Raw genomic sequence first — 20,187 nt, 5'->3', positions numbered from 1 at the left:
TACCTGGATGGGTAAGCTTTTTGCTTTTGTTTATATAATGGTTACATTAACTTTAATTTGTTTTCGGCCAAAAAATCTACTTTTGAATTTTTACCAAAAATAAAGATATGAAACGCGCATTAATTTCGGCCTGTATGGTTTTCATGTTTAGCTCTGCTTTTGCCCAAAAATTTAACTGGAACAAAAACCAGGTAATTGCACACCGCGGTGCCTGGAAAAAGAATAATTTCCCTCAAAATTCAATCGCGTCGTTAAATGAGGCGGTAAAACTGGGCTGTTATGGATCAGAGTTCGATGTGTGGATGACAGCCGATCAGGTTTTGGTTGTAAATCACGATCCTGAATTTCAGGGATTGACGATTGAAAAGGTAAATTATGCTGATCTGCTCACCAAAACCATGAGCAACGGCGAAAAAATTCCCACTTTAGAAGCTTATTTGCTAGCCGGCAAAAAACAAAAAACAACCAAGCTTATTCTGGAGATAAAACCATCCTTAATTAGCAAGGAGCGTGGCATTGAAGTAACGAATAAGTGTGTGGAAATGGTACAGAAACTCAAAGCAGTTGAGTGGACTGAGTACATTAGCTTCGATTACGATTATTGCAAACGCATTTTAGCTCTGATGCCTAAAGCCAAAGTAGCTTACCTTAAGGGCGATGTCAGTGCCGAACAAATGAAAGCCGATAAGCTGACTGGTGTAGATTACCATTATAGTGTTTACCAAAAAGACAACTGGATAGAAAATGCACAAAAACTGGGGCTTACAGTAAATGCATGGACGGTTAATACCGTGCCAGAAATGCAATGGCTTCTGGCACATCAGGTAGAATATATTACCACCAACGAACCGGAAATACTTTTCGAAGAAATTAAAAAAACACCCTTGGTGAGTGGCTGGAAATTAAAATGGAGCGATGAGTTTAACGATACTGGTTTGCCATTAAGCAAAAACTGGAGTTATGATGTAGGGGGAAAAGGTTGGGGCAATAATGAATTGCAATACTATACCGATGCTGATAGTACCAACGCAGTAGTTAAAAAAGGAAACCTGAACATTACAGCAGTAAAAGCCGATAAAGAAAACAATCATTATACCTCGGCCAGGCTGGTAACTAAAAATAAATTCGATTTTAAATACGGCCGGGTAGAGGTAAGGGCCATGTTGCCAAAAGGTAGAGGTTTGTGGCCGGCCATATGGGCGCTACCTACCGACTGGAAATATGGTAACTGGCCAAAAAGCGGCGAAATTGATATCATGGAACATGTAGGTTATGATCCCGACAGTGTACATGGTACCGTGCATACCGAAAAGTTTAACCATGTAATTAAAACCCAGGTGGGTAAAGCCTTAAAAGTAGCAAACCCATATACCGAATACCACGTTTATGCGGTTGAATGGTTTGCGGATAGAATTGACTTTTTTATCGACGATGAAAAATACCTCACCTTTAACAATACTAAAAAAGGATCGGGCGACTGGCCTTTCGATCAGAATTTCCATATTATCTTAAATGTAGCCGTTGGCGGCGGCTGGGGTGGAAAAAAAGGAGTAGATGATACCATTTTCCCTGCAACCATGAAGGTTGATTATGTAAGGGTTTTTCAAAAGTAATGAGAGGATAGCGGTTAACTGGTTAATTGTTGAAACTGGTTAACTGAATACTGCCAATTACCAACCGAAAACTGCATCATTGTTGGAACGAATAGCTTACCCAACTTCGGACCAGAAAATTGGTAAACTCAAAATTACAAACTGCTAACTGGAAATTGCCAACTGAAAACGATAACTTGCGGTATCTAAGCTATATTGTATAATTTATGGACTCACGTAGAGAATTTCTAAAAAAAGCGGCCTTGTTTGCCGGAGCCACTGGCATGGCCAACACTTTGCCCAGTTCGGTACTAAAAGCCATGGCCATTAACCCCGAGCCTGGTACCACATTTTACGATGCCGAGCACATTGTTTTCCTCATGCAGGAAAACCGGTCATTCGATCACATGTTTGGTAAAATGAAGGGTGTACGCGGATTTAACGATCCACACCCTCACATTCAGCCCGATGGCAATAAAGTTTGGCTGCAAAAAGATGGGCAAGGCTACACTTACGCCCCCTTCCATGTCGACATTAACAAGACGAAAATTACCTGGCAGGGTGGTTTACCGCACTCCTGGAACGACCAGGTAGCAGCACGTAATGGTGGCCGTTACGATAAATGGCTGCCGGTTAAAACCCCCATGACTTTGGCTTATTACGATCGGAATGATATTCCTTTCTACTATGCCATGGCCGATGCCTTTACCATTTGCGATCAGCATTTTTGTTCTTCGTTAACCGGAACAACGCCTAACCGTTTATTCTTTTTTACCGGCACCATTCGTGGCGAAAAGAGTGCAAACCGTGTTGCGGTGGTGAATAACGATCAGGCCGAATCGCAAAACAATGTGTTTGTAGATTGGCCAACCTTTCAGGAAACATTGGAAGATAACGGCATCGACTGGCGCATTTACCAGAACGAACTCTGGACTTCTAAACTACCGGAAGGAGAGATAGATGATTGGTTGGGAAATTATGGCGATAATCCGGTTGAATATATCAGCAGACACAATGTGAAATTATCGGCTTATTTCAGAAAGAATGGCGATAATACCGTTAAACCGGCCTTAACAGCCAAAGAGGTTCAGGAGAAATACGATAAACTTTCACAAAAGGAAAAAAAATTGGTCGATAAAGCCTTTACTACCAATATTTCTCAAAAAGATTATCTTGACCTGGAACCTTTTACCTTTAAAAATGATCAGGGACAATCTGAAACCATCAACATTCCGAAAGGCGATATTTTTCACCAGTTCAGAAAAGATGTAGATAGTGGTAAATTGCCTGCTGTTTCGTGGTTGGTGGCACCACAACGCTTTTCCGATCATACCAGTTCACCATTATATGGTACCTGGTATGTAAGTGAGGCCTTAGATATTTTAACCAAAAACCCCGAGGTTTGGAAAAAAACGATCTTTATTTTAACCTACGATGAAAATGATGGTTATTTTGATCACCAGCCACCATTCGTTGTTCCAACTCCAAATGATCCTTCGACTGGAAAAGTATCAGAAGGGATCAACTATGCCACTGATTTTGAAGCCAGAAAAGGAAGCCCGATTGGTTTAGGATACCGTGTTCCCCTTGTGGTAGCCTCGCCGTGGAGTAAAGGTGGTTTTGTAAATTCGCAGGTTTTCGATCATACCTCGTCCATTATGTTTATGGAAAAATGGCTGGCGAAAAAAACAGGCAAAGCAGTAAAAAGCAATAACATAAGCGATTGGCGCAGGAATATCTGTGGCGATTTAACTTCGGTATTCAGGCCATACAATGGAGAAGCCATCCACTCGCCCGATCCATTAAAAAGAGAGGCCGTAGTGACCAATATTGGTAATGCCAAAAACAAACCTGCACAGGTTGGACCAACAGCTTTGAACAAGGCTGAAGTGGCTAAAATCAATAAATTCGAGGCCTTTTCAGCTGAAACATCGAGCCATGCCCCGCGACAGGAAAAAGGTGCTAAACCTGCTTGTGCATTGCCTTATCATTTAATGGTCGATGCAGTTTTGATTAACAATAGCCTGGAACTAACCTTTCAATCGGCAAAAACTTTATTTGGCAACGCTACCGAAACCGTTGGTGCGCCATTTAACATGAATACCATTGCTAAATTTAAAGGGGTTGCAGGTAAAACCTGGGCTTATGCTGTGAAAGCTGGCGATGTTTTAAAAGATAACATTGATATAGCCGATTTCGACAACGAAGTTTACGATTTGGCCATAAGCGGTCCGAATGGTTTTTACAGGAGTTTTACCGGAAGCAAGAAAAATCCTGCTCTTGCAGTAAAGGTATATCCCGAGCAAAGTGGTCTGGTTACTAAAAAGCTCAGTGGGAACCTCGTATTTTCGATTGAAAACAAAGGTACAGCAGCCATTACTGTTCAAATAATCGATAATAAATATAAATCGGCTGCCAAAACGGTAACTATTAAGCAAAAATCAAGCGCTAATGTTGTTTTAAATCAATCAAAAAGTGCAAATTGGTACGATTACAGCATTGTACAGGCAGGTAATACGGTATTTAAACATCGTTATGCCGGAAAAATAGAAACCGGCGAAATTACCCAAACCGACCCTTACATGGGCAACGTATAAATATCCCCCAAAACGGGGGATGGCTTTTGAAAGAAATTATGCTTATTTTGTATTATATGTGCAGTAAACTGTCTATAATTAAGGTAAGTTTCATAATTTCTTTCATTTTGCTTTTTAGCTTAAAGCTATCTGCCCAAAGCTATAACTTTACAAATTACAGTTTAAAAGATGGCCTGCCACAATCGCAGGTAATGGTAATTTATCAGGCAAAAGACAGAACGCTTTGGCTTGGAACTTTCGGAGGCGTAAGTAATTTTGATGGCAGGGAATTTACTTCCTACAGCAAAGCTGATGGGCTGAGCTCTAATTCTGTAAACAGTATCGTTGAGGATAATGAAGGCCGAATGCTTTTTGGTACCGAAAGAGGTATCAATATGCTAAAAAAAGGTAAAATCAGTACCCTATATCTAGGTCAGGTAGTTACCCATTTACTCAAAGATAAAAAAGGAGTTGTTTGGGGGCTAACCGAGCATCAGCTTTTTAAGGTTGTGAAGGGAAAACTTGTTTTTTATCCTTTTAAAAACAAAAAAATAAGCACCATTAAAGCAGACAGACATGGTGATTTATTTGCCTTAATGTCAGGAGAAGGTATTTATAAGCTTAATGGCGATAAGTGGCAACTCAACCAGGCTTTGCCACATGAAATGCAGGCTCTAGCCATCAGAGAAATTCTGTTTGATAAGCAGGCCGATAATAAAATTTATTTGCTAGCGTATCAAAAAGGCATTTATCTCCTCCAAAACGGGGTTTCGAAACTATTTTTCCAAAATCCCGATATAGATACTTATTATTCTTTAGAACAGGATAGTAAGGGAAATATGTGGGTGGGCAGCGAAAGGGGAGCTTACCTCATTAGTAAAGATGGTACAATCATCAAATTTAACGGAGAAAATGGTCTTAGCGATAATCAGGTTGACAAGATTTTCAGTGATGCAGAAAATAACATCTGGATATCGTGCTTTAGTGATGGGATTTACAAATATGAAGGCGATGCTTTTATCCGGTACAATACATTTAAGGGGCAGAATGTTGCCTATCCGATAAGTGGTATTGCGGCCGACAAAAACGACCGTTTATGGATTGGAACCTATAACCGCGGGCTTTTTAAATACGACGGTAACCAGCTGGAAAACATCAACCTGCCCGATTTTATGGGCAAAAAAATATATTTTGTTTACGCCGATAAAGCCAAAAATGTTTGGATTTCGGTATACAATAATGGCGTATGGAAATACAATGGAAAACAATTTATTCAGGTACTAAAACCAGATCGTTATGAAAATAGCTCAATTGTTGAAGATCTGGAAGGTGGTATCTGGATCAATGGTCCGATTGCATCAACATACCTGAAAGATGGCAAAACACAGAAAATAACTGGTTTTGATGGTTATTCTTCATGCATTTTCCCCTTAAGTAAGGATAGTATTTTACTGGGTACATCGAAAGGGCTTACGCTAATCAGAAACAAAAAAGCAGATCCTTCATTTAAAATTAAGCAGCTTGATAATGTTTATGTTTTAAGCATAATTAAGCATGGCGATAATTTGGTTTTTGCCACGCTTGGCGATGGCATTGTAACCTGGAATGTAAAAACTAAAGCCATTAAGCGTTATGTGGTAGCCAATGGCTTAAATTCGAACGACATTTACAGCCTGGCAATTGATTACCGTAATCAGCTTTGGGTAGGAACCGGGCGTGGAATTAACAAGCTTACCTTCAACAAAGCCGAAAATGGTTATACCGTTTTCAGAGATCACCCGCTTATTGTAGAGTGTAATCAAAATGCCATCCTACCTTACAAGAACAGCATTTTGGTAGGTACCATTACAGGTCTTGTGCGGTGTAAGGTACTTACATCCTTAGAAGCGAAAAAAAATCCCTTTATTCATATTCAGGAGGTGGGCATATATCATAAAAATGATCGCTCTAAAGATCTCTCTCTTGATCTGAACGGTCGTGGCGATAAATTTTATAAACTCAACTATAGCCAAAACCACATATCAATTAGTTTTAAGGGTGTTTACCTTACCAACCCTGAAAGCGTGCTGTACCGCTATAAGCTGGTTGGCGCCGATAATGATTTTAGCAAACCTGTACCCAATACTGAAATCGAGTATTCGGCTATCAGGCCGGGAAGTTATACTTTTCAGGTATATGCCATTGCAAATGGTCAGCAATCCAACATCGAACAATTCAGTTTTACCATTGTGCCTCCATTTTACGATACCATCTGGTTTAAGGTAATGGCTTTTTTGGTGATGATTTTCTTAATCTGGCTAATTTTCTACCTGATTTTTAAAACACGCGAACGGAAAAAATTCCAGCTCGAAAAACTGAAGTTAAAGGAGCAGGAAAAAATAAGGAAACAAACTGCTGAAGATTTTCACGATGATATTGGCAACAAGCTTACGCGGATTAATGTCTTATCCGAAATTTTGGATAAAAAAGTAGATGGAGCAGAAAAAGAGCAGAAAGAACTGATTAAAATGATCAGGGAAAATGCCAGCCTGTTGTATACGGGAACAAAAGATATTCTTTGGGCGCTTGATCCGCATAGCGATAACCTCTTCGAAATATTGGTGCACATTAAAAATTTTGGGATCGATCTTTTTCAGAATACCGGTGTAGAATTTAAAATGGAAGGGGTATTAAGCGAATACCAGAAACTACATTTATCGATGGAGTTTAACCGGAACCTCACCCTTATTTTTAAAGAAATGCTGAATAATGTTTTAAAACATGCCAACGCAAGTCAGGTGCTGATTATGGTGATAGAAACCGACCATAACACCATAAATATCTTAACTACTGATGATGGTGACGGTTTTGATCTCGGATCGGTAGAGCGGGGAAGAGGTTTAAATAATATTCAAACACGCTGTAAACGCATTAAATCTACCTTCGAAATTTCGTCAATTAAAGGGAAAGGAACCACTACAACAATTTCTACACGAATTCCTGTTACAAAATGACCTAAAAAGTGTCTAAATAAAAACACTATCCCAAATGAACCAAAATTTACGAATCGTTTTAATTGAAGATGATGATATTATAAGAATGGGTTACCAATCGTTATTAACAGACGTACCCGAATTTTCAGTTATAAATGCTTATGGCTCGTACGATTTAGCCAAAAAACAACTGGAAGCCGATCAACCCGATGTAATTTTACTCGATATCCAGATGCCGGGCACCAGCGGGTTACAGGCCTTACCCTTTATTAAGAAAGCCCTGCCAAATGCCCATATCATAATTTTAACCGTTTTTGATTCTCCAGAGCTTGTTTTCGAAGCCTTAACAATGGGAGCTGGGGGCTACCTGACTAAAAATTCGAGTGCAGCAAAAATTATCGATGCTGTTAGGGAGGTAAGTACCGGTGGTGGAGCAATGAGTACCAACGTAGCCAGGATCGTAATGCATTCTTTTCAAAAAAATCTCGATTCACCCCTTACCAAACGCGAAACAGAAATATTGGAGCGCATTGCGAACGGATTAACCAAGTCGCAAATTGCAAACGATTTGTTTATAGACCAGGAAACGGTAAGGAGCCATGTTAAAAATATTTACATCAAATTAGATGTAAATTCAAAATCTGATGCCATTAAAACAGCCAAAGAAAGAAGGTTTATTTAGCCAATAACACATTTTCAATAAAAAATAATGCTAAAATCACCCTTTTTGGGTGATCCTTCGGGTTCAATTTCAGTTTAATTTTACATCATACAATTAAACACAGAAATGAACCAATCTGCCAAATCTTTTTATGTGCAAGTTAAGCAACTAAATGATGCAGAAAGGTACTATGCAAATTGTTTAGGTATGCCCACCGAAGCCACTATGATTTCTGCAAAGGAAAAAGGGCTGGTGGTAAAAATCGATCAGGATACCCATCTTTTTCTTTCTGAAGAAAAACACCAGAACCAAACCCGCAAAATAGTATTAACAAGCGATGATTGCTTGGAAGATTATTGCAGGCTGAAAGCGCGTGGAGTGGTTTTTAAAAATGCACCAGCTTACCTGAGCGAGGGCTTAAGTGTCGAATTTTCTGATCCTTATGGTAACGATTTTACCATTTTGGAGCAACGCAACTACAATGAGGACTAGGCCATGAGATACGTAAAGGAATTAAGCAACAAAAATAAGATTGTAAGCGATAGCACTTGCGAAGCCTTGTATGAGCAGCAGAACGAGGCCTATACCATTAAATTCGTTTTTAACGGTGAAGAAACCTGCGAAATCAATAAACGCAAATTCAATATCTACCCTGATACTTTTGCCGTGGTAAATGCAGGAAGTAATTTTAGTAGTAAAATAGATTCGATTAACCCGGTAAATACATTTGCCGTTTCTTTTGGCGAAAGTTTTATCAGTGATTTTCACCATAGTTTTTCATATAGCGAAGAAAATTTATTGGATGGAAAAGAGGCCATCAAAATGCCTGATTTTATGGAGTCTTTGTATCCTTTTGCCGGCGATATGCGGTTTAATGTATTACATCTTAAGAACCAGCTGGATAAAGGTTTAAAGGATGAAATGCTAATTAATGAGTATTTATATCACTGCCTGCTTAACTATTATAAAATTTACGATAAAGAGGTTGTTCAGAAACTGGATAAATTAAGCTTTATCAAAACAAAAACACGCCAGGAAGTATTAAAAAGGTTAACGCTGGCCAAAGAATACATTAGCAGCAACTACAACCAGAATATTACGCTCGAGCAGATTGCAGAGCAAGCCTGTTTATCGGTTAACCATTTGCTGCGCACTTTTAAAGAAGCTTACGAGATTAGCCCTTACCAGTTTTTAATGCAACTGAGGCTAAACCGGGCTAAAAAACTATTACAAACCACCTCTTATTCTTTAAATGAAATTGTAGGCTTGGTTGGGTTTGAATGCCCAAGTTCATTCATCAGGTTATTTAAACATACATTCAATATTACCCCTTTAAAGTATAAAAAGAGTAGGTTGAATTAAAATACAAATAGTGATTTCTGCATATTTTGTGTATACAGATGAAACTATTTTTGAAGCTCTTGCAGGACAATTTGTAGAAGTTTTTTCCTGTTTAGGTTAATAATGATTAAAAAAGCAAACTGCCAGGATTGGAGTTTGCTTTTTTGCGTTTAATACTACCGTTTAACCCAAAATGGTGACTTTCGCATATTTTTGAATTTTTCAACTACCTACATTGCTCATTGATTTGGTTTCGTGCACATCCCGCTAAAAAACTGAAGAACTAATTAATTACTAACTATTTATTTCCTAACATGAAACAAAAATTACTATTGATTTTTATGGTTACGGTTATGTCTTATTTTAATGCCATAGCGCAAAATAAGACGATAACCGGCAAGGTGGTTGATGCAGACGATGGCTTGCCATTGCCTGGAGTATCCATAAAATTAAAGGGAACCACCCAGGTAACCCAAACTACAGGACAGGGTACTTTCTCTATTTCTGTACCCCAAAATGCAGAAGCATTAATTCTAAGCTACGTTGGTTACACCGAGCAAGAAGTAAAAATAACCGGCCAAACATTAACCATTCGCCTGGTATCATCAGCAAAAAACCTGCAAGATGTAATGATTATTGGTTACGGAACGGTAAAGAAAGAAAACTTTACAGGATCTGCAGCGGTGGTTAAAGAGGATGTTTTCAAAGACCGTCCGGTTACTTCTTTCGAAAAAGCCTTACAAGGTGCGGCAGCAGGTGTGCAGGTTACCAGCGTATCTGGACAACCGGGTGCAACTTCTACTGTACGTATTCGTGGTGTAGGTTCCTTCACAGCATCGAGCACACCACTTTATGTGGTTGATGGTATTGCCATTACCAACGGCGATTTAAGTTCAGTTGCGCAGACTTCAGATGTGCTTTCTTCAATTAACCCTAATGATATTGCTTCGGTAACCGTATTAAAAGACGCAACTGCAGCAGCTATTTATGGCTCTAGAGCTGCAAATGGTGTGGTATTGATTACCACTAAGCAGGGGAAAGCTGGCCAAACCAAATTAAACTTAAGCTCGAGCACAGGCTATTCTTACCAGGCAGTTGATAAACCTGAGGTAATGGATGCCACACAATATTATAAAACCTTTTGGGATGTTTACTATGCACAACGTTTGGCAGCAGGTTTAACCCCCGATGCAGCAGCTACAGCGGCCAATGGATTAACCAATGCGAAATTAGTTGTAAATCCATACAACACTGCAAATCCTTATGCTGCAAATGGCGTATTGGCTAACGGTGCTTCATTACTTTACGATACAGATTGGCGCGACGAAGTATTGCGTAGAGGTGTAACAAAGAATATTGATCTATCGGCCAGTGGCGGTAACGATAAAAATAAATTCTTCGTGTCAGGCGGCTATTTTGAACAAAATGGTATTGTAATCCGTTCAGATTTTAAACGCTATTCAGGTAAGTTTAATTTCAATACTGATGTTACTGATTTCTTAAAAGTTGGTATTAACAACAGTTTGACCCGCACTGAGCAAAATACTCCGGCCGGAAGTACAGGCTCTGATAACCCGGTAAATTTTGCCGATCAAACAGCCAATATTTATCCGTTATATGTACGCGATGCGAATGGAAACGTGGTATATGATGCAACCGGAAACCCCGTTTACAACTACATTAATCCGGTAACACCAGATTTTAACCCGGTTGGTTTATCTAAACTCAACGAGTACAATACGATAACCAACAGGGTTATTACCAGCCCTTATGCTGAGGTTCGGTTTTTAAAAGATTTCGTTGCCAAAAGTATGGTGGGAGTTGATTATATCAATAACCGCGAGCGCCAGTTCTATAACATGGAGCATGGAGATGGAGTGAGTGTAAAAGGACGTGCATATCGCTACTCAAAAGAAGATGTTACGGTAACTTTTCAAAATACTTTAACGTATAATAAAACTTTTAACCAACATAGTTTTGATGTTTTATTAGGCCAGGAAGCATACCGTTCAAAACGCGATTTTAATTATTCGCAGGTTACCGGTTTTCCTTTCCCGGGTACTAATGAGCAAATTGCAGCATCAACTCCATCTACAGTACAATCTTATTATACCCAGCAAAGATTTGCTTCATATTTTTCACGTTTACAATATAATTATGCTGGTAAGTACTATTTATCAGGAAGTTTAAGAAGAGACGGTTCTTCTGTTTTTGGAAATGACAATAAATACGGAACATTTTATTCTGTTGGTGGTGGATGGCGCATCGGCAGGGAGAATTTCTTAAAAGATGTAAGCTGGATTGATGAATTAAAGTTAAGGGCCAGTTATGGTACTTCTGGTAATGATAGGATTGACCGTTATGCATCGCAGGGCTTATATGGCCTGGGTAAAAACTATGAAGGCCAGTCGGGTATTAACTATGTTCAGCTAGAAAATGTAAACCTGAAATGGGAGCAGAACTCAACTTTAGATATTGGTGTGGAGTTTGCTTTCTTAAAAGGAAAAATTAGTGGTGAAGCCTCATATTACAAGAGAGGATCTAAAGGTTTATTATTTGACCAGCCCCTTACAAGGTTAACTGGGTTTGATAACTTAACTACCAACCTTGCCTCGATGGACAATTATGGAGTAGAGGTATTATTAAACGGAAATCCGATTAAAACAAAAGACTTCGACTGGAATATCTCGTTCAACATTACTTCGAATAGAAACAAGATTAATGCAATGACCCAAAATGAGGTAATTGATGGTACCAAGAGATGGAAAGTAGGCGCGGACAGATACCAATGGTATTTGCGTGATTATGCTGGTGTAGACCCGGCAGATGGCCGACCTATGTGGTATACCGACGAGATTGTAAATGGTCAGCCTACAGGTAACAGAATCACCACTAAAAACTGGTCAACAGCTACCCGTTACGATGGTTTCGGCTCATCTTTGCCTAAATTTACCGGTGGTTTTAACAACACTTTAAGGTATAAAGAATTTGATTTAAGCGTATTTACTTATTTTTCTACAGGAGCTAAAATTTACGATACTTTATATGGTAACCTGATGCATAGCGGAGGTTCTGTAGGTAAACAGTTATCAGTAGATAATTACAACAGCTGGCAAAAGCCGGGTGACATTACCGATGTGCCTCGTTTTGTAATCAACAATACTGATTTAGGAAATAACCAGTCAACACGTTTCTTGTACGACGGATCGTTTATGCGTGTTAAAAACATCACCTTGGGTTATTCATTAAAGAAGAACTGGTTAGAAACTATTCATTTATCGAATGTTAGGGTTTATTTAATGGCTGAAAATCCGTTTACATTAGCCAAACATAAAGGAATGGATCCTGAATCGGCCCTTACCGGTTTAACAGATAACGACATTCCAAATGTTAAAACATTTACACTAGGTCTTAATGTTGGATTTTAATTGATAAAGAAATGAGAAAGATAAGAACATATAAAACCGCTATATATACGGGAGTAATGTTGCTTCTGGTTGGAGCAACATCCTGCAAAAAAGAATTTTTGCAGGTAACCCCAACACAACAAATTAATGCCAAAGATGCTTTTTCATCACCTGCCAAAATACAGGCAGCCATGACTGGTATTTACGATTTAACCACTTTTTCAGGCTATACCAACAACATGATATTAAGTGCCGATGTTAAAGGTAACGATGTGATGATTGTAAGTGGTGCCGGAAACTATAACCGCTTTGTAGCGCAATACCAGTTTGTAGAAACGGTAAATAATGGTGATGCTTTTACCTGGTGGCAATACAGTTATAAAGTGATTTCAAATGCAAATCAGTTTGTAGCAAATATCCCTGATGCACCCATAAGCGACGCCTTAAAAACAGAATATTTGTCTGAGGCCAGGGCATTAAGAGCTTATACTTATTTCTGGTTGGTACGTTGGTTTGCGCAGCCTTATGCTGTGAATCCTGATGCCCTCGGTGTTCCGATTTTAAGAAAGCCTTTAGGGCCGGACGAAACATCACCAGCAAGAGATAAAGTAAAAGATGTATATGCTTTTATTATTGAGGACTTGAAATATGCTGAAACAAACTTACCAACAGCGGGCAGAACCAGTATTTATAGAATGAGTGTTCCGGCAATACAAGGTATGTTAGCTCGTGTTTATTTAAACATGGGTAATTGGGCAGAAGCTAGCCGTTATGCTAAATTAGCACGTGCCGCAAAACCATTAAGTACGGCAGCAGCCTTATTAACCGGCTTTAACAACCCAACTACCGAGTGGATTTATGCCATTAACGTAAGAACTGACGATAACCAGGGCTTTTTAGCCGTATCATCTTTTTACGATCCTTATGATTCAGGTTACTCGAGCTTTAGGGTGACTGATGATTTCTTTAATTCTTTTGCCGCAAATGATGAGCGTAAAAAACAGTTTCTGGTTAAAAACAGTCCGACAGCTGCTGCCAGTACCGGTGCTTACAGAAGACGAGGAGAAGGGTATTTGATCAATAAGTTCGACTTTACAACTACGCCGGCGAATAATCAGGTGCTAATTCGTTCTTCCGAAATGTATTTAATCGAAGCAGAGGCTGAAGCCAGATTAGGCAATGAACCTGCCGCTAAACAAGCCTTGCTGGCTATTCAACAACGCGCAGGTGTAGCTACAGTTGTTTCTGCAAACACAGGCAACGCTTTAATTGAAGAAATACTTTTAGAGCGCAATAAAGAATTATACGGCGAAGGACACAAGTTTTTCGATTTGTTGCGCACGAAAAAAGGTGTAGATAGAACTGGTTCTACCGTACACTGGAAAATCGTAAACTTTCCGTCAGGCGACAACAGGTTGGTTTCTCCAATCCCGCAAGCAGAATTAGACGCAAACCCGGTGCTAAAACCTCAGCAAAACCCGGGTTATTAATCTATTTTTATATCGGATTTAATTCCGCAATACAGCCCTTTCCAAACCAGTTGGAAAGGGCTTTTTTATTGGTGTATCACATTTTAGTTACCTGATAATTATGGTGTTATCGGCATATTATTATTCTGCGTTGTAGCCGATCTTTAATAAAAAAACACAGATAGTTATGAGACTAAAAGCTTTGGTGATTCTATTACTAGGTATTACAATCACAAATAATGTTTTAGCAGCAGAAAAACCTACTGCAAGCCATAAATCGGTTATTAATTACTTTATGGATAGCTATATGAATTCTGATTATAAGAAGTTAAAAGCTGTTTTAAGTGATGATGCCGTTTTTACATCGAACAGGGATGTGAGGGTGATCAAGCACAAAGCAAGTGAGGTTCTGGCTCAAATGAAAAAAGATGAAGGTGTAGTACAAAAAGACTGTAACATCAGTTCAACCATCGTTTCTGAAACCGATGCATTGGTTATTGCCCGTGTAGATGTGAATTATGAGTTGTTTGATGGTGCTCAACAAAACTTCGTAATTATAGAGAAAAATAAAGAAGGGGAGTGGAAGATTACCCAGGTATATAAAGTCTTCGTCACCAGCGAAAGCCAGGCTAAAAAACTGGTTTAATTTTAGTTTTATGTAAATGCAAAAGGCCTGGTTTTTACGCCAGGCCTTTCGTATTTTAACTATAATGATCTTAAAAGTTTATAGGCAATTCTACCTGTGTTTTATCCCATCCGGCAATCAGGTTTGCACCTTCGGTAGCAGGGGCAAAGGTTAAAGAGAAATATTCTATTGGTTTAGCCAATGTTTTAACCGGAACATTTACCCGTATCACATCTTTAGCCTGGTTGTAGCTAAATGCGCCCCATTTATCTGTTTCACTATTAATAATAATGGTCCAGGTATCTTTATTCGGGATGGCAAAGAGGCTGTATGTACCTGCCTTGATCTTCTTTCCGCCAATTTTAACCTTTTTAAAGAAACGGATCTCAGTATTTTCGTTGGCTCCAAAACGCCAAACCGTTCCGTACTGCTCCAGAACCCCAAAAATATCGCGGCCTTTTTTCTGTGGACGCGAATAAACGACCTTAATTATTGGTTTGGTTAAATCACCGGCTTTAGCCTTTGGTGCATTTAAGGGGAAATATACAATATCTGCCGGACTAGGATCTGCAGCCGGGAATTTTACTTCTGTGGCTTGCTGAGCCTTTGCACTAAAGCATATAAGAGCGAAAACAACAATGAATATATGTTTCATCTGCTGTGAATTAAGGCGTAACCCATAAAGCGCATCGACACTTTACAGCGAATACGTAAATAAAAATAAATTAGTATTTTCTTCCTTTAACGATAGCGTTTAAAAATAAGCCTGCTGTTAACAAACCTAAAACACCACCTAATAAAGCGAAAATGTAGTTTTGTGTAATGATTGCTCCAGTTAAAATTCCGAAGAATAAACCTAAAGCATAATATAACCAGTTAAAATTATTGCTGCTGTTCTCTTGTACACTCATGTTTTTTATTATTTGGAGGCAAAGTTAATATTTATTTTAAATTTTAATTTGTGATTGGCACCAATATTCCAATTAATTATCAATTCGATCTAATTTATAACCTTTGTGCTTTAAATAGCTGATGAGCTCGGGCAAACGATGGTAAAATTTGTCTGTTCTTCGCGCATCCGTACCAATGTGCAGCAACAAAATAAAACCATTTAAACCGTTGGGCTTGGTCTCGTTATATGTGGTTATCGATTGGTAAATCTCTGCACTGGTTTTATAACTTTTTCCCATTTGTGGGTAGGTGTAATCGGCATTTGAGCGTGTACCAGGCGTAAAATTAATCAATTGCAAGTCTTGTGCTTTAGTCCAGTTGGAAATGGTCTGGTTATACCACTCATAAGGAGGTAAAAAATACCTTGCGGCCTGCCTGGTTATACCGAAGGTTGCCATTGCATCGTAGTTGGCTTCTAAATCCTTTACAAATTCGTCCTGCGTAACCAATAAACTATCGCGTTTATCCCAATCACAGTATAAAAGGTGTTTATCAGAATGTGGCCCCAGGTAATGGCCATCTTTTTTTAGCTTTTTTATCAGCGTATTAAATTTAGGGTTCCTGTAAAAATTCCCCGTTAAAAAGAAAGATGCTTTAACGTCTTCATGCGCAAGCACAGCCCTGATTTTTTCGCCACCATCAGCAAATTCATCACCCGTAAAAACCAAATGGATTTTCTTTTGTGTAGAATCGCCGCGAATAATGGCGCCCAGGCTTTTGGTTTTGTGGTCGGTTAAATTTGCTTGCGCTGCTTTGGCTGCCAGTAAATAAATGAGCGAAGCCGTGCCATCCATGGTGGGTTCGTTAGTACTATAATCCCCGTAATCATCATGGTAAACAGCCAAATCACTTTGAAAATCAGCATATTCGTCGGCATCGTTCAATTTAATGCCAATCAGGTTCTTATAAATGTTGGTGTAAACAGGCCCATCTACCAATCCGCCATCTATCGGATAGTTTTTTAAATGGGTAAAGGCCGAATGCGGATCTGTTGGTGTATCGCCCCATTGTGGTAGGCCGTAAACCATACTCGTTCCCCAGGGATTGCAGCCAAAAATCCAGTCGAAATTGGCTTGTGCCAGTGCTGCAAAAGTATCATCACCACTTAGCTCCGCATACCAGTTACATTGCATGGCAAAGGCAACCGTTAAGTTGTTGCTACACCAGATAAACGGGATGCCACGATAAAAAGCATTGTTTTTAGCGCGGTTCCATACCTGTTCTATACCTGTTTTATAATACGCTGTGGTTGTATCATCGCCCTGTTTGGCTACCTCGTAATGGCCGAGATTAATAAAAGGATAATATTGGTAATGAGCGGCTGTATCTTTCTTCAGCCATGGGGTGACAGTTTCATGCCTGGCATATTTTAAGGCAAGTTTGGCCTTTCCCCTGTCTGGTTTTTCTTTACCAAAGTTAAACGATGCTTCTGCCAGCTCCATATCGTCAACCCAATTATCCTCGGCATAAATGTAGGGCGATTTTACCGAAACGGTTTGGGTTACGCCAGGTTTCAGCAAAGCATAATGATAGGCGCTTTGGGCTTTTTCAGTAAGTATTCGGGCATATGGTTTATCTCTATTTTTAAACAATATAGCACCGAGATTGAAAGCGCTGGTAAATTTAGCTGCAGTAGAGCTTGTGCCAGTGGTATTGTTCATGAATTTGCCCCTTTGCTGCGGCTCCCCTGTGATCAAATACAGCGGGCGTTCGAAACCTTTGCCATATTGGTTATCTTCTTTTGGGATGCGCATGCTGATGTGGTCGCGGTCATCGGCCAGTTGATTAAACATGATATTCTTTTTGGGGTGCATTTTTAACAACCAGTCCAGCCCCCATCTGGCTTCATCTAAAACGTCTGCAATACCGTTTTTCCCGTCCAGGCCATTGGCTTGTTGTGTATCGCTAAAAACCTGCGGATAATCGCGATAGGCCATTAACAGGTGATAGGTGGCATTTGCCGAGGTTGTGGCATATTGCAGGTAGTCGCTTGCATCGTGCCAGCCACCCGTGGCATCAAAGTGTGTACTGTCTTTAATGCCGGCTTTGCCTCCATACAATACAAAACCGTCGTGGGTATGGCAGCTGTCTTTTAAATAGGGATTAAAGCCGCTGCGTTGTTGCCGCATGTAGCGTAAACAGAAATTGGCAGCATCTTTATAAACGTCATTGTTAATTAGAACCAGTGGCGATATCGTTTCGCCGGCACGAATATAAAATTTACCATTTTGCTTAAAATCGCTAAAATCCAGCCTGGCCGTTTGCCTAAATGGACCATAGGCGCCAAAACTTTTAATATCGGTAGACGTATAAACAACAGCTTTGGTTTCCTGATCTATAATTTCGAAACGCTTAGGGGTTTGGTCGCTTTTACTTGCCCATATCGCTACTTTAATACTTTCGGTAGGGTAGCCCAATAAATTTATCCTGATCCAGCTGGACTCATTCTGCGAATGTTTGGTGCCAAATGCATATAAAATAAAGCAGATGCCCAGCATCAGTATAGTGGCGTAGAATTTATTTCTCATGCTTTATGGATGATTATTACACTTAAAATTAGGGTTTTATCAAGAGAATGTAAAAGAAGTGATTAAACACTTGCAAATTAATCAATCGTTTGATTAATTTTGTGTCGTCAAAAAGAAAATGAAAACAGAAAAAGTAGATAAAAGGCAGGCCATTTTGGAAGCAGCAGAAAAGCTGTTTTGCGAAACAGGGTATGAGGGTACTTCTACCCGCCAGATTTCGAAAGAGTCTGGTGCAAATATGGCCATGATAAATTATTATTTCGGTTCGAAAGAAGGGGTTTTTGTGGAGATCATGAACGAACGCATTGCAAGTTTCGCATCCCAGTTAAAAATCATCAATGAAGATAAGATTTCGGCATTAGAAAAATTGCACAAAGTGATAGAAGGTTATGTAAACAGAATTCTGAACAATACCGCCTTTCACAAAATGATGCACCGCGAATTGTCTTTAACGCAACGGCCAGAAATGTACGATAAAATTAAAGATGCCATGGGCCAGAACATGCAGATGATTGATCGCATTATTACCGGTGGAATTGAAGATGGTTCTTTTAAAAAGGACGTTGATGTACGGATGATCATTGCAACCATTATGGGAACAATTTCTAATGTGGTCATCGCGCCAAACAAAATCTTATCCTGCTCCAACTTCGATCTGAATAACCCTAAAGATAAAAAAATGATTAAAGAGCGGGCCATAACCCACTTGCAAGACCTAACAACAGTTTATTTAACAACGAAAAAATGATACCCAAATCAATAAAATTAATGCTTGTGGCATCATTAGTTCCGGCGGCTTTATTTGCACAAAGCAGTAAGGAACTAGATATCAATCAGGCAATAGCACTTGGCATAGCCAACAGTAAGAATTTAAAACTTTCGCAGAACAAAATTGATGAGGCGGTTGCAAAACTGGCCGTGGTAAAAGATAATGCTTTACCTACCGCCAATGCCAGCTTTATGTACAATCACGCCGAAATTCCGACAACTACTTTTACCCTGCCGGGAAGCGAATCTTCTTTCCACCTGCCTAAAAGGGCCGATGCCTTTGTAGGAACGGCTGCAGTACAGGAACTGGTTTATGGCGGAGGCAAATTAAAGTACGCCAAAGAGTCGACCAAATTACTGGCCGACGTAGCGCGTTTAGATGCCGATAAAAACAAGGAGGAAATTACCTATGCGGTAATTAATACCTATTACGCTTTGTATAAAGTTCTGCAGAGCAGAAAAGTGGTTGATCAGAATTTGGAAGCCATTGCAGCGCAAATTAAACAAGCACAACGTTTCTTTGAGCAAGGCATTGTAACCAAAAATGATGTATTGCGTTTCCAATTACAGCAGGCAAATGTTACGCTTACGCAAATGGATATCGAAAGCAACCGCAAGGTAATTAACTACAACCTCGATATTCTTTTGGGTTTACCTGAAGATACCGAAGTTAAAATTACTGACCCGACTGCTGGTTTAAAAGCAACAGGTTCCCTTAATGAGTATATAGGCTTAGCCATGGCCAACCGCCAGGAGCTAAAACAACTTGAAGTACAAAATAAAGTTGCTGGTTTTAATATCAAAAGCATCAGAGCCAATACTTTACCTACTGTAGGCGTAGGGGCTAATCTTTATTACATTAACCCAAGCGGTAATTTTATCCCGCCAGCAAACCAGTATTTAATGCCGGTTACCTTAGGTGCTACCATTTCATGGAATATTGGCAACCTTTGGACCAACAAGAATAAGGTAAGTGAGGCTAAAATCCAGCAAAACGCCATTAGCATTCAGAAAGACATTTTATCTGATCAGGTAAAAACTGATATCAATAAGAATTTTCAAAGCTACCAGGTGGCTGTAAACAAAATTCAGGTTTTAGAAACCTCAATTTCGCAGGCTACTGAGAACGACAAATTACTGGCTTCAAAATACAAAAACAATGTAGCATCTGTTACCGATCGTATCGACGCCGAAACCTTATTATACCAAGCAAAAATAAACTTAGAAATAGCAAAAGCCGACGCTGGTTTGGCTTACTATACGCTATTAAAATCAACAGGAAAAATAACGCAATAAA

The 20,187-nt window shown here is 39.4% G+C and carries 14 protein-coding genes; 11 read left to right on the top strand and 3 right to left on the bottom strand.

What is annotated here, in order from left to right:
- The first annotated feature begins 107 nt into the window (after window positions 1-107).
- The 9 genes from OC25_RS19685 (at window position 108) to OC25_RS19645 (ending at window position 14,664) form a co-directional block, all read left to right on the top strand.
- Window positions 108-1,613, top strand: a complete 1,506-nt coding sequence (locus OC25_RS19685; protein ID WP_039479680.1) for a glycerophosphodiester phosphodiesterase family protein — start codon at window positions 108-110, stop codon at window positions 1,611-1,613.
- Between the two features lie 206 nt (window positions 1,614-1,819).
- Window positions 1,820-4,189, top strand: coding sequence for a phosphocholine-specific phospholipase C (locus OC25_RS19680; protein WP_039479678.1), 2,370 nt, complete (start codon window positions 1,820-1,822; stop codon window positions 4,187-4,189).
- A gap of 107 nt (window positions 4,190-4,296) precedes the next feature.
- Entirely contained in the window at window positions 4,297-7,161 is a 2,865-nt protein-coding gene (locus tag OC25_RS19675; RefSeq protein ID WP_167335415.1) for a ligand-binding sensor domain-containing protein, read from the top strand.
- Window positions 7,162-7,195: 34 nt separating this feature from the next.
- Window positions 7,196-7,822 (top strand): response regulator transcription factor, encoded by a 627-nt coding sequence (locus OC25_RS19670; RefSeq protein ID WP_039479675.1) that lies wholly within the window; start codon window positions 7,196-7,198, stop codon window positions 7,820-7,822.
- Between the two features lie 105 nt (window positions 7,823-7,927).
- The gene (locus OC25_RS19665) at window positions 7,928-8,293 is read left to right on the top strand and encodes a VOC family protein (protein ID WP_039479672.1); all 366 of its coding nucleotides are present in this window, start codon (window positions 7,928-7,930) and stop codon (window positions 8,291-8,293) included.
- A 3-nt stretch (window positions 8,294-8,296) separates the two neighbouring features.
- Window positions 8,297-9,163 (top strand): helix-turn-helix transcriptional regulator, encoded by an 867-nt coding sequence (locus OC25_RS19660; RefSeq protein WP_039479670.1) that lies wholly within the window; start codon window positions 8,297-8,299, stop codon window positions 9,161-9,163.
- A gap of 293 nt (window positions 9,164-9,456) precedes the next feature.
- A complete protein-coding gene (locus OC25_RS19655) occupies window positions 9,457-12,570 on the top strand; it encodes a SusC/RagA family TonB-linked outer membrane protein (protein WP_052266329.1) in 3,114 nt (1,037 codons plus the stop codon).
- 11 nt (window positions 12,571-12,581) lie between these two features.
- Window positions 12,582-14,039: a RagB/SusD family nutrient uptake outer membrane protein gene (locus tag OC25_RS19650; RefSeq protein ID WP_039479669.1), complete on the top strand. Its 1,458-nt coding sequence runs from the start codon at window positions 12,582-12,584 to the stop codon at window positions 14,037-14,039.
- 166 nt (window positions 14,040-14,205) lie between these two features.
- The gene (locus OC25_RS19645; RefSeq protein ID WP_039479666.1) at window positions 14,206-14,664 is read left to right on the top strand and encodes a nuclear transport factor 2 family protein; all 459 of its coding nucleotides are present in this window, start codon (window positions 14,206-14,208) and stop codon (window positions 14,662-14,664) included.
- 70 nt (window positions 14,665-14,734) lie between these two features.
- Here the strand turns inward: OC25_RS19645 and OC25_RS19640 are convergent, their stop codons facing one another.
- The 3 genes from OC25_RS19640 to OC25_RS19630 all read right to left on the bottom strand — a co-directional run bounded on the left by OC25_RS19640 (window position 14,735) and on the right by OC25_RS19630 (window position 18,122).
- A complete protein-coding gene (locus OC25_RS19640; protein WP_039479664.1) occupies window positions 14,735-15,298 on the bottom strand; it encodes a DUF2911 domain-containing protein in 564 nt (187 codons plus the stop codon).
- 70 nt (window positions 15,299-15,368) lie between these two features.
- Window positions 15,369-15,554: a hypothetical protein gene (locus tag OC25_RS19635; RefSeq protein WP_039479661.1), complete on the bottom strand. Its 186-nt coding sequence runs from the start codon at window positions 15,552-15,554 to the stop codon at window positions 15,369-15,371.
- A 72-nt stretch (window positions 15,555-15,626) separates the two neighbouring features.
- Window positions 15,627-18,122, bottom strand: coding sequence for a bifunctional glycoside hydrolase family 9 protein/polysaccharide deacetylase (locus OC25_RS19630; RefSeq protein ID WP_039479658.1), 2,496 nt, complete (start codon window positions 18,120-18,122; stop codon window positions 15,627-15,629).
- Between the two features lie 118 nt (window positions 18,123-18,240).
- Between OC25_RS19630 and OC25_RS19625 the strand changes: the two genes are divergently transcribed.
- Both OC25_RS19625 and OC25_RS19620 read left to right on the top strand, forming a co-directional pair.
- Window positions 18,241-18,870 (top strand): TetR/AcrR family transcriptional regulator, encoded by a 630-nt coding sequence (locus OC25_RS19625; protein ID WP_039479657.1) that lies wholly within the window; start codon window positions 18,241-18,243, stop codon window positions 18,868-18,870.
- Window positions 18,867-20,186: a TolC family protein gene (locus OC25_RS19620; RefSeq protein WP_039479655.1), complete on the top strand. Its 1,320-nt coding sequence runs from the start codon at window positions 18,867-18,869 to the stop codon at window positions 20,184-20,186. The genes OC25_RS19625 and OC25_RS19620 overlap by 4 nt, the downstream gene beginning before the upstream one ends.
- The last annotated feature ends 1 nt before the right edge of the window (window position 20,187 follow it).

Origin of the sequence: Pedobacter kyungheensis (assembly GCF_000812965.1) — a bacterium.
GTDB classification, from domain to species: Bacteria; Bacteroidota; Bacteroidia; order Sphingobacteriales; family Sphingobacteriaceae; genus Pedobacter; species Pedobacter kyungheensis.
Note: the sequence above shows the minus strand (reverse complement) of the source record. Positions and strands in the feature narration are given on the sequence as shown.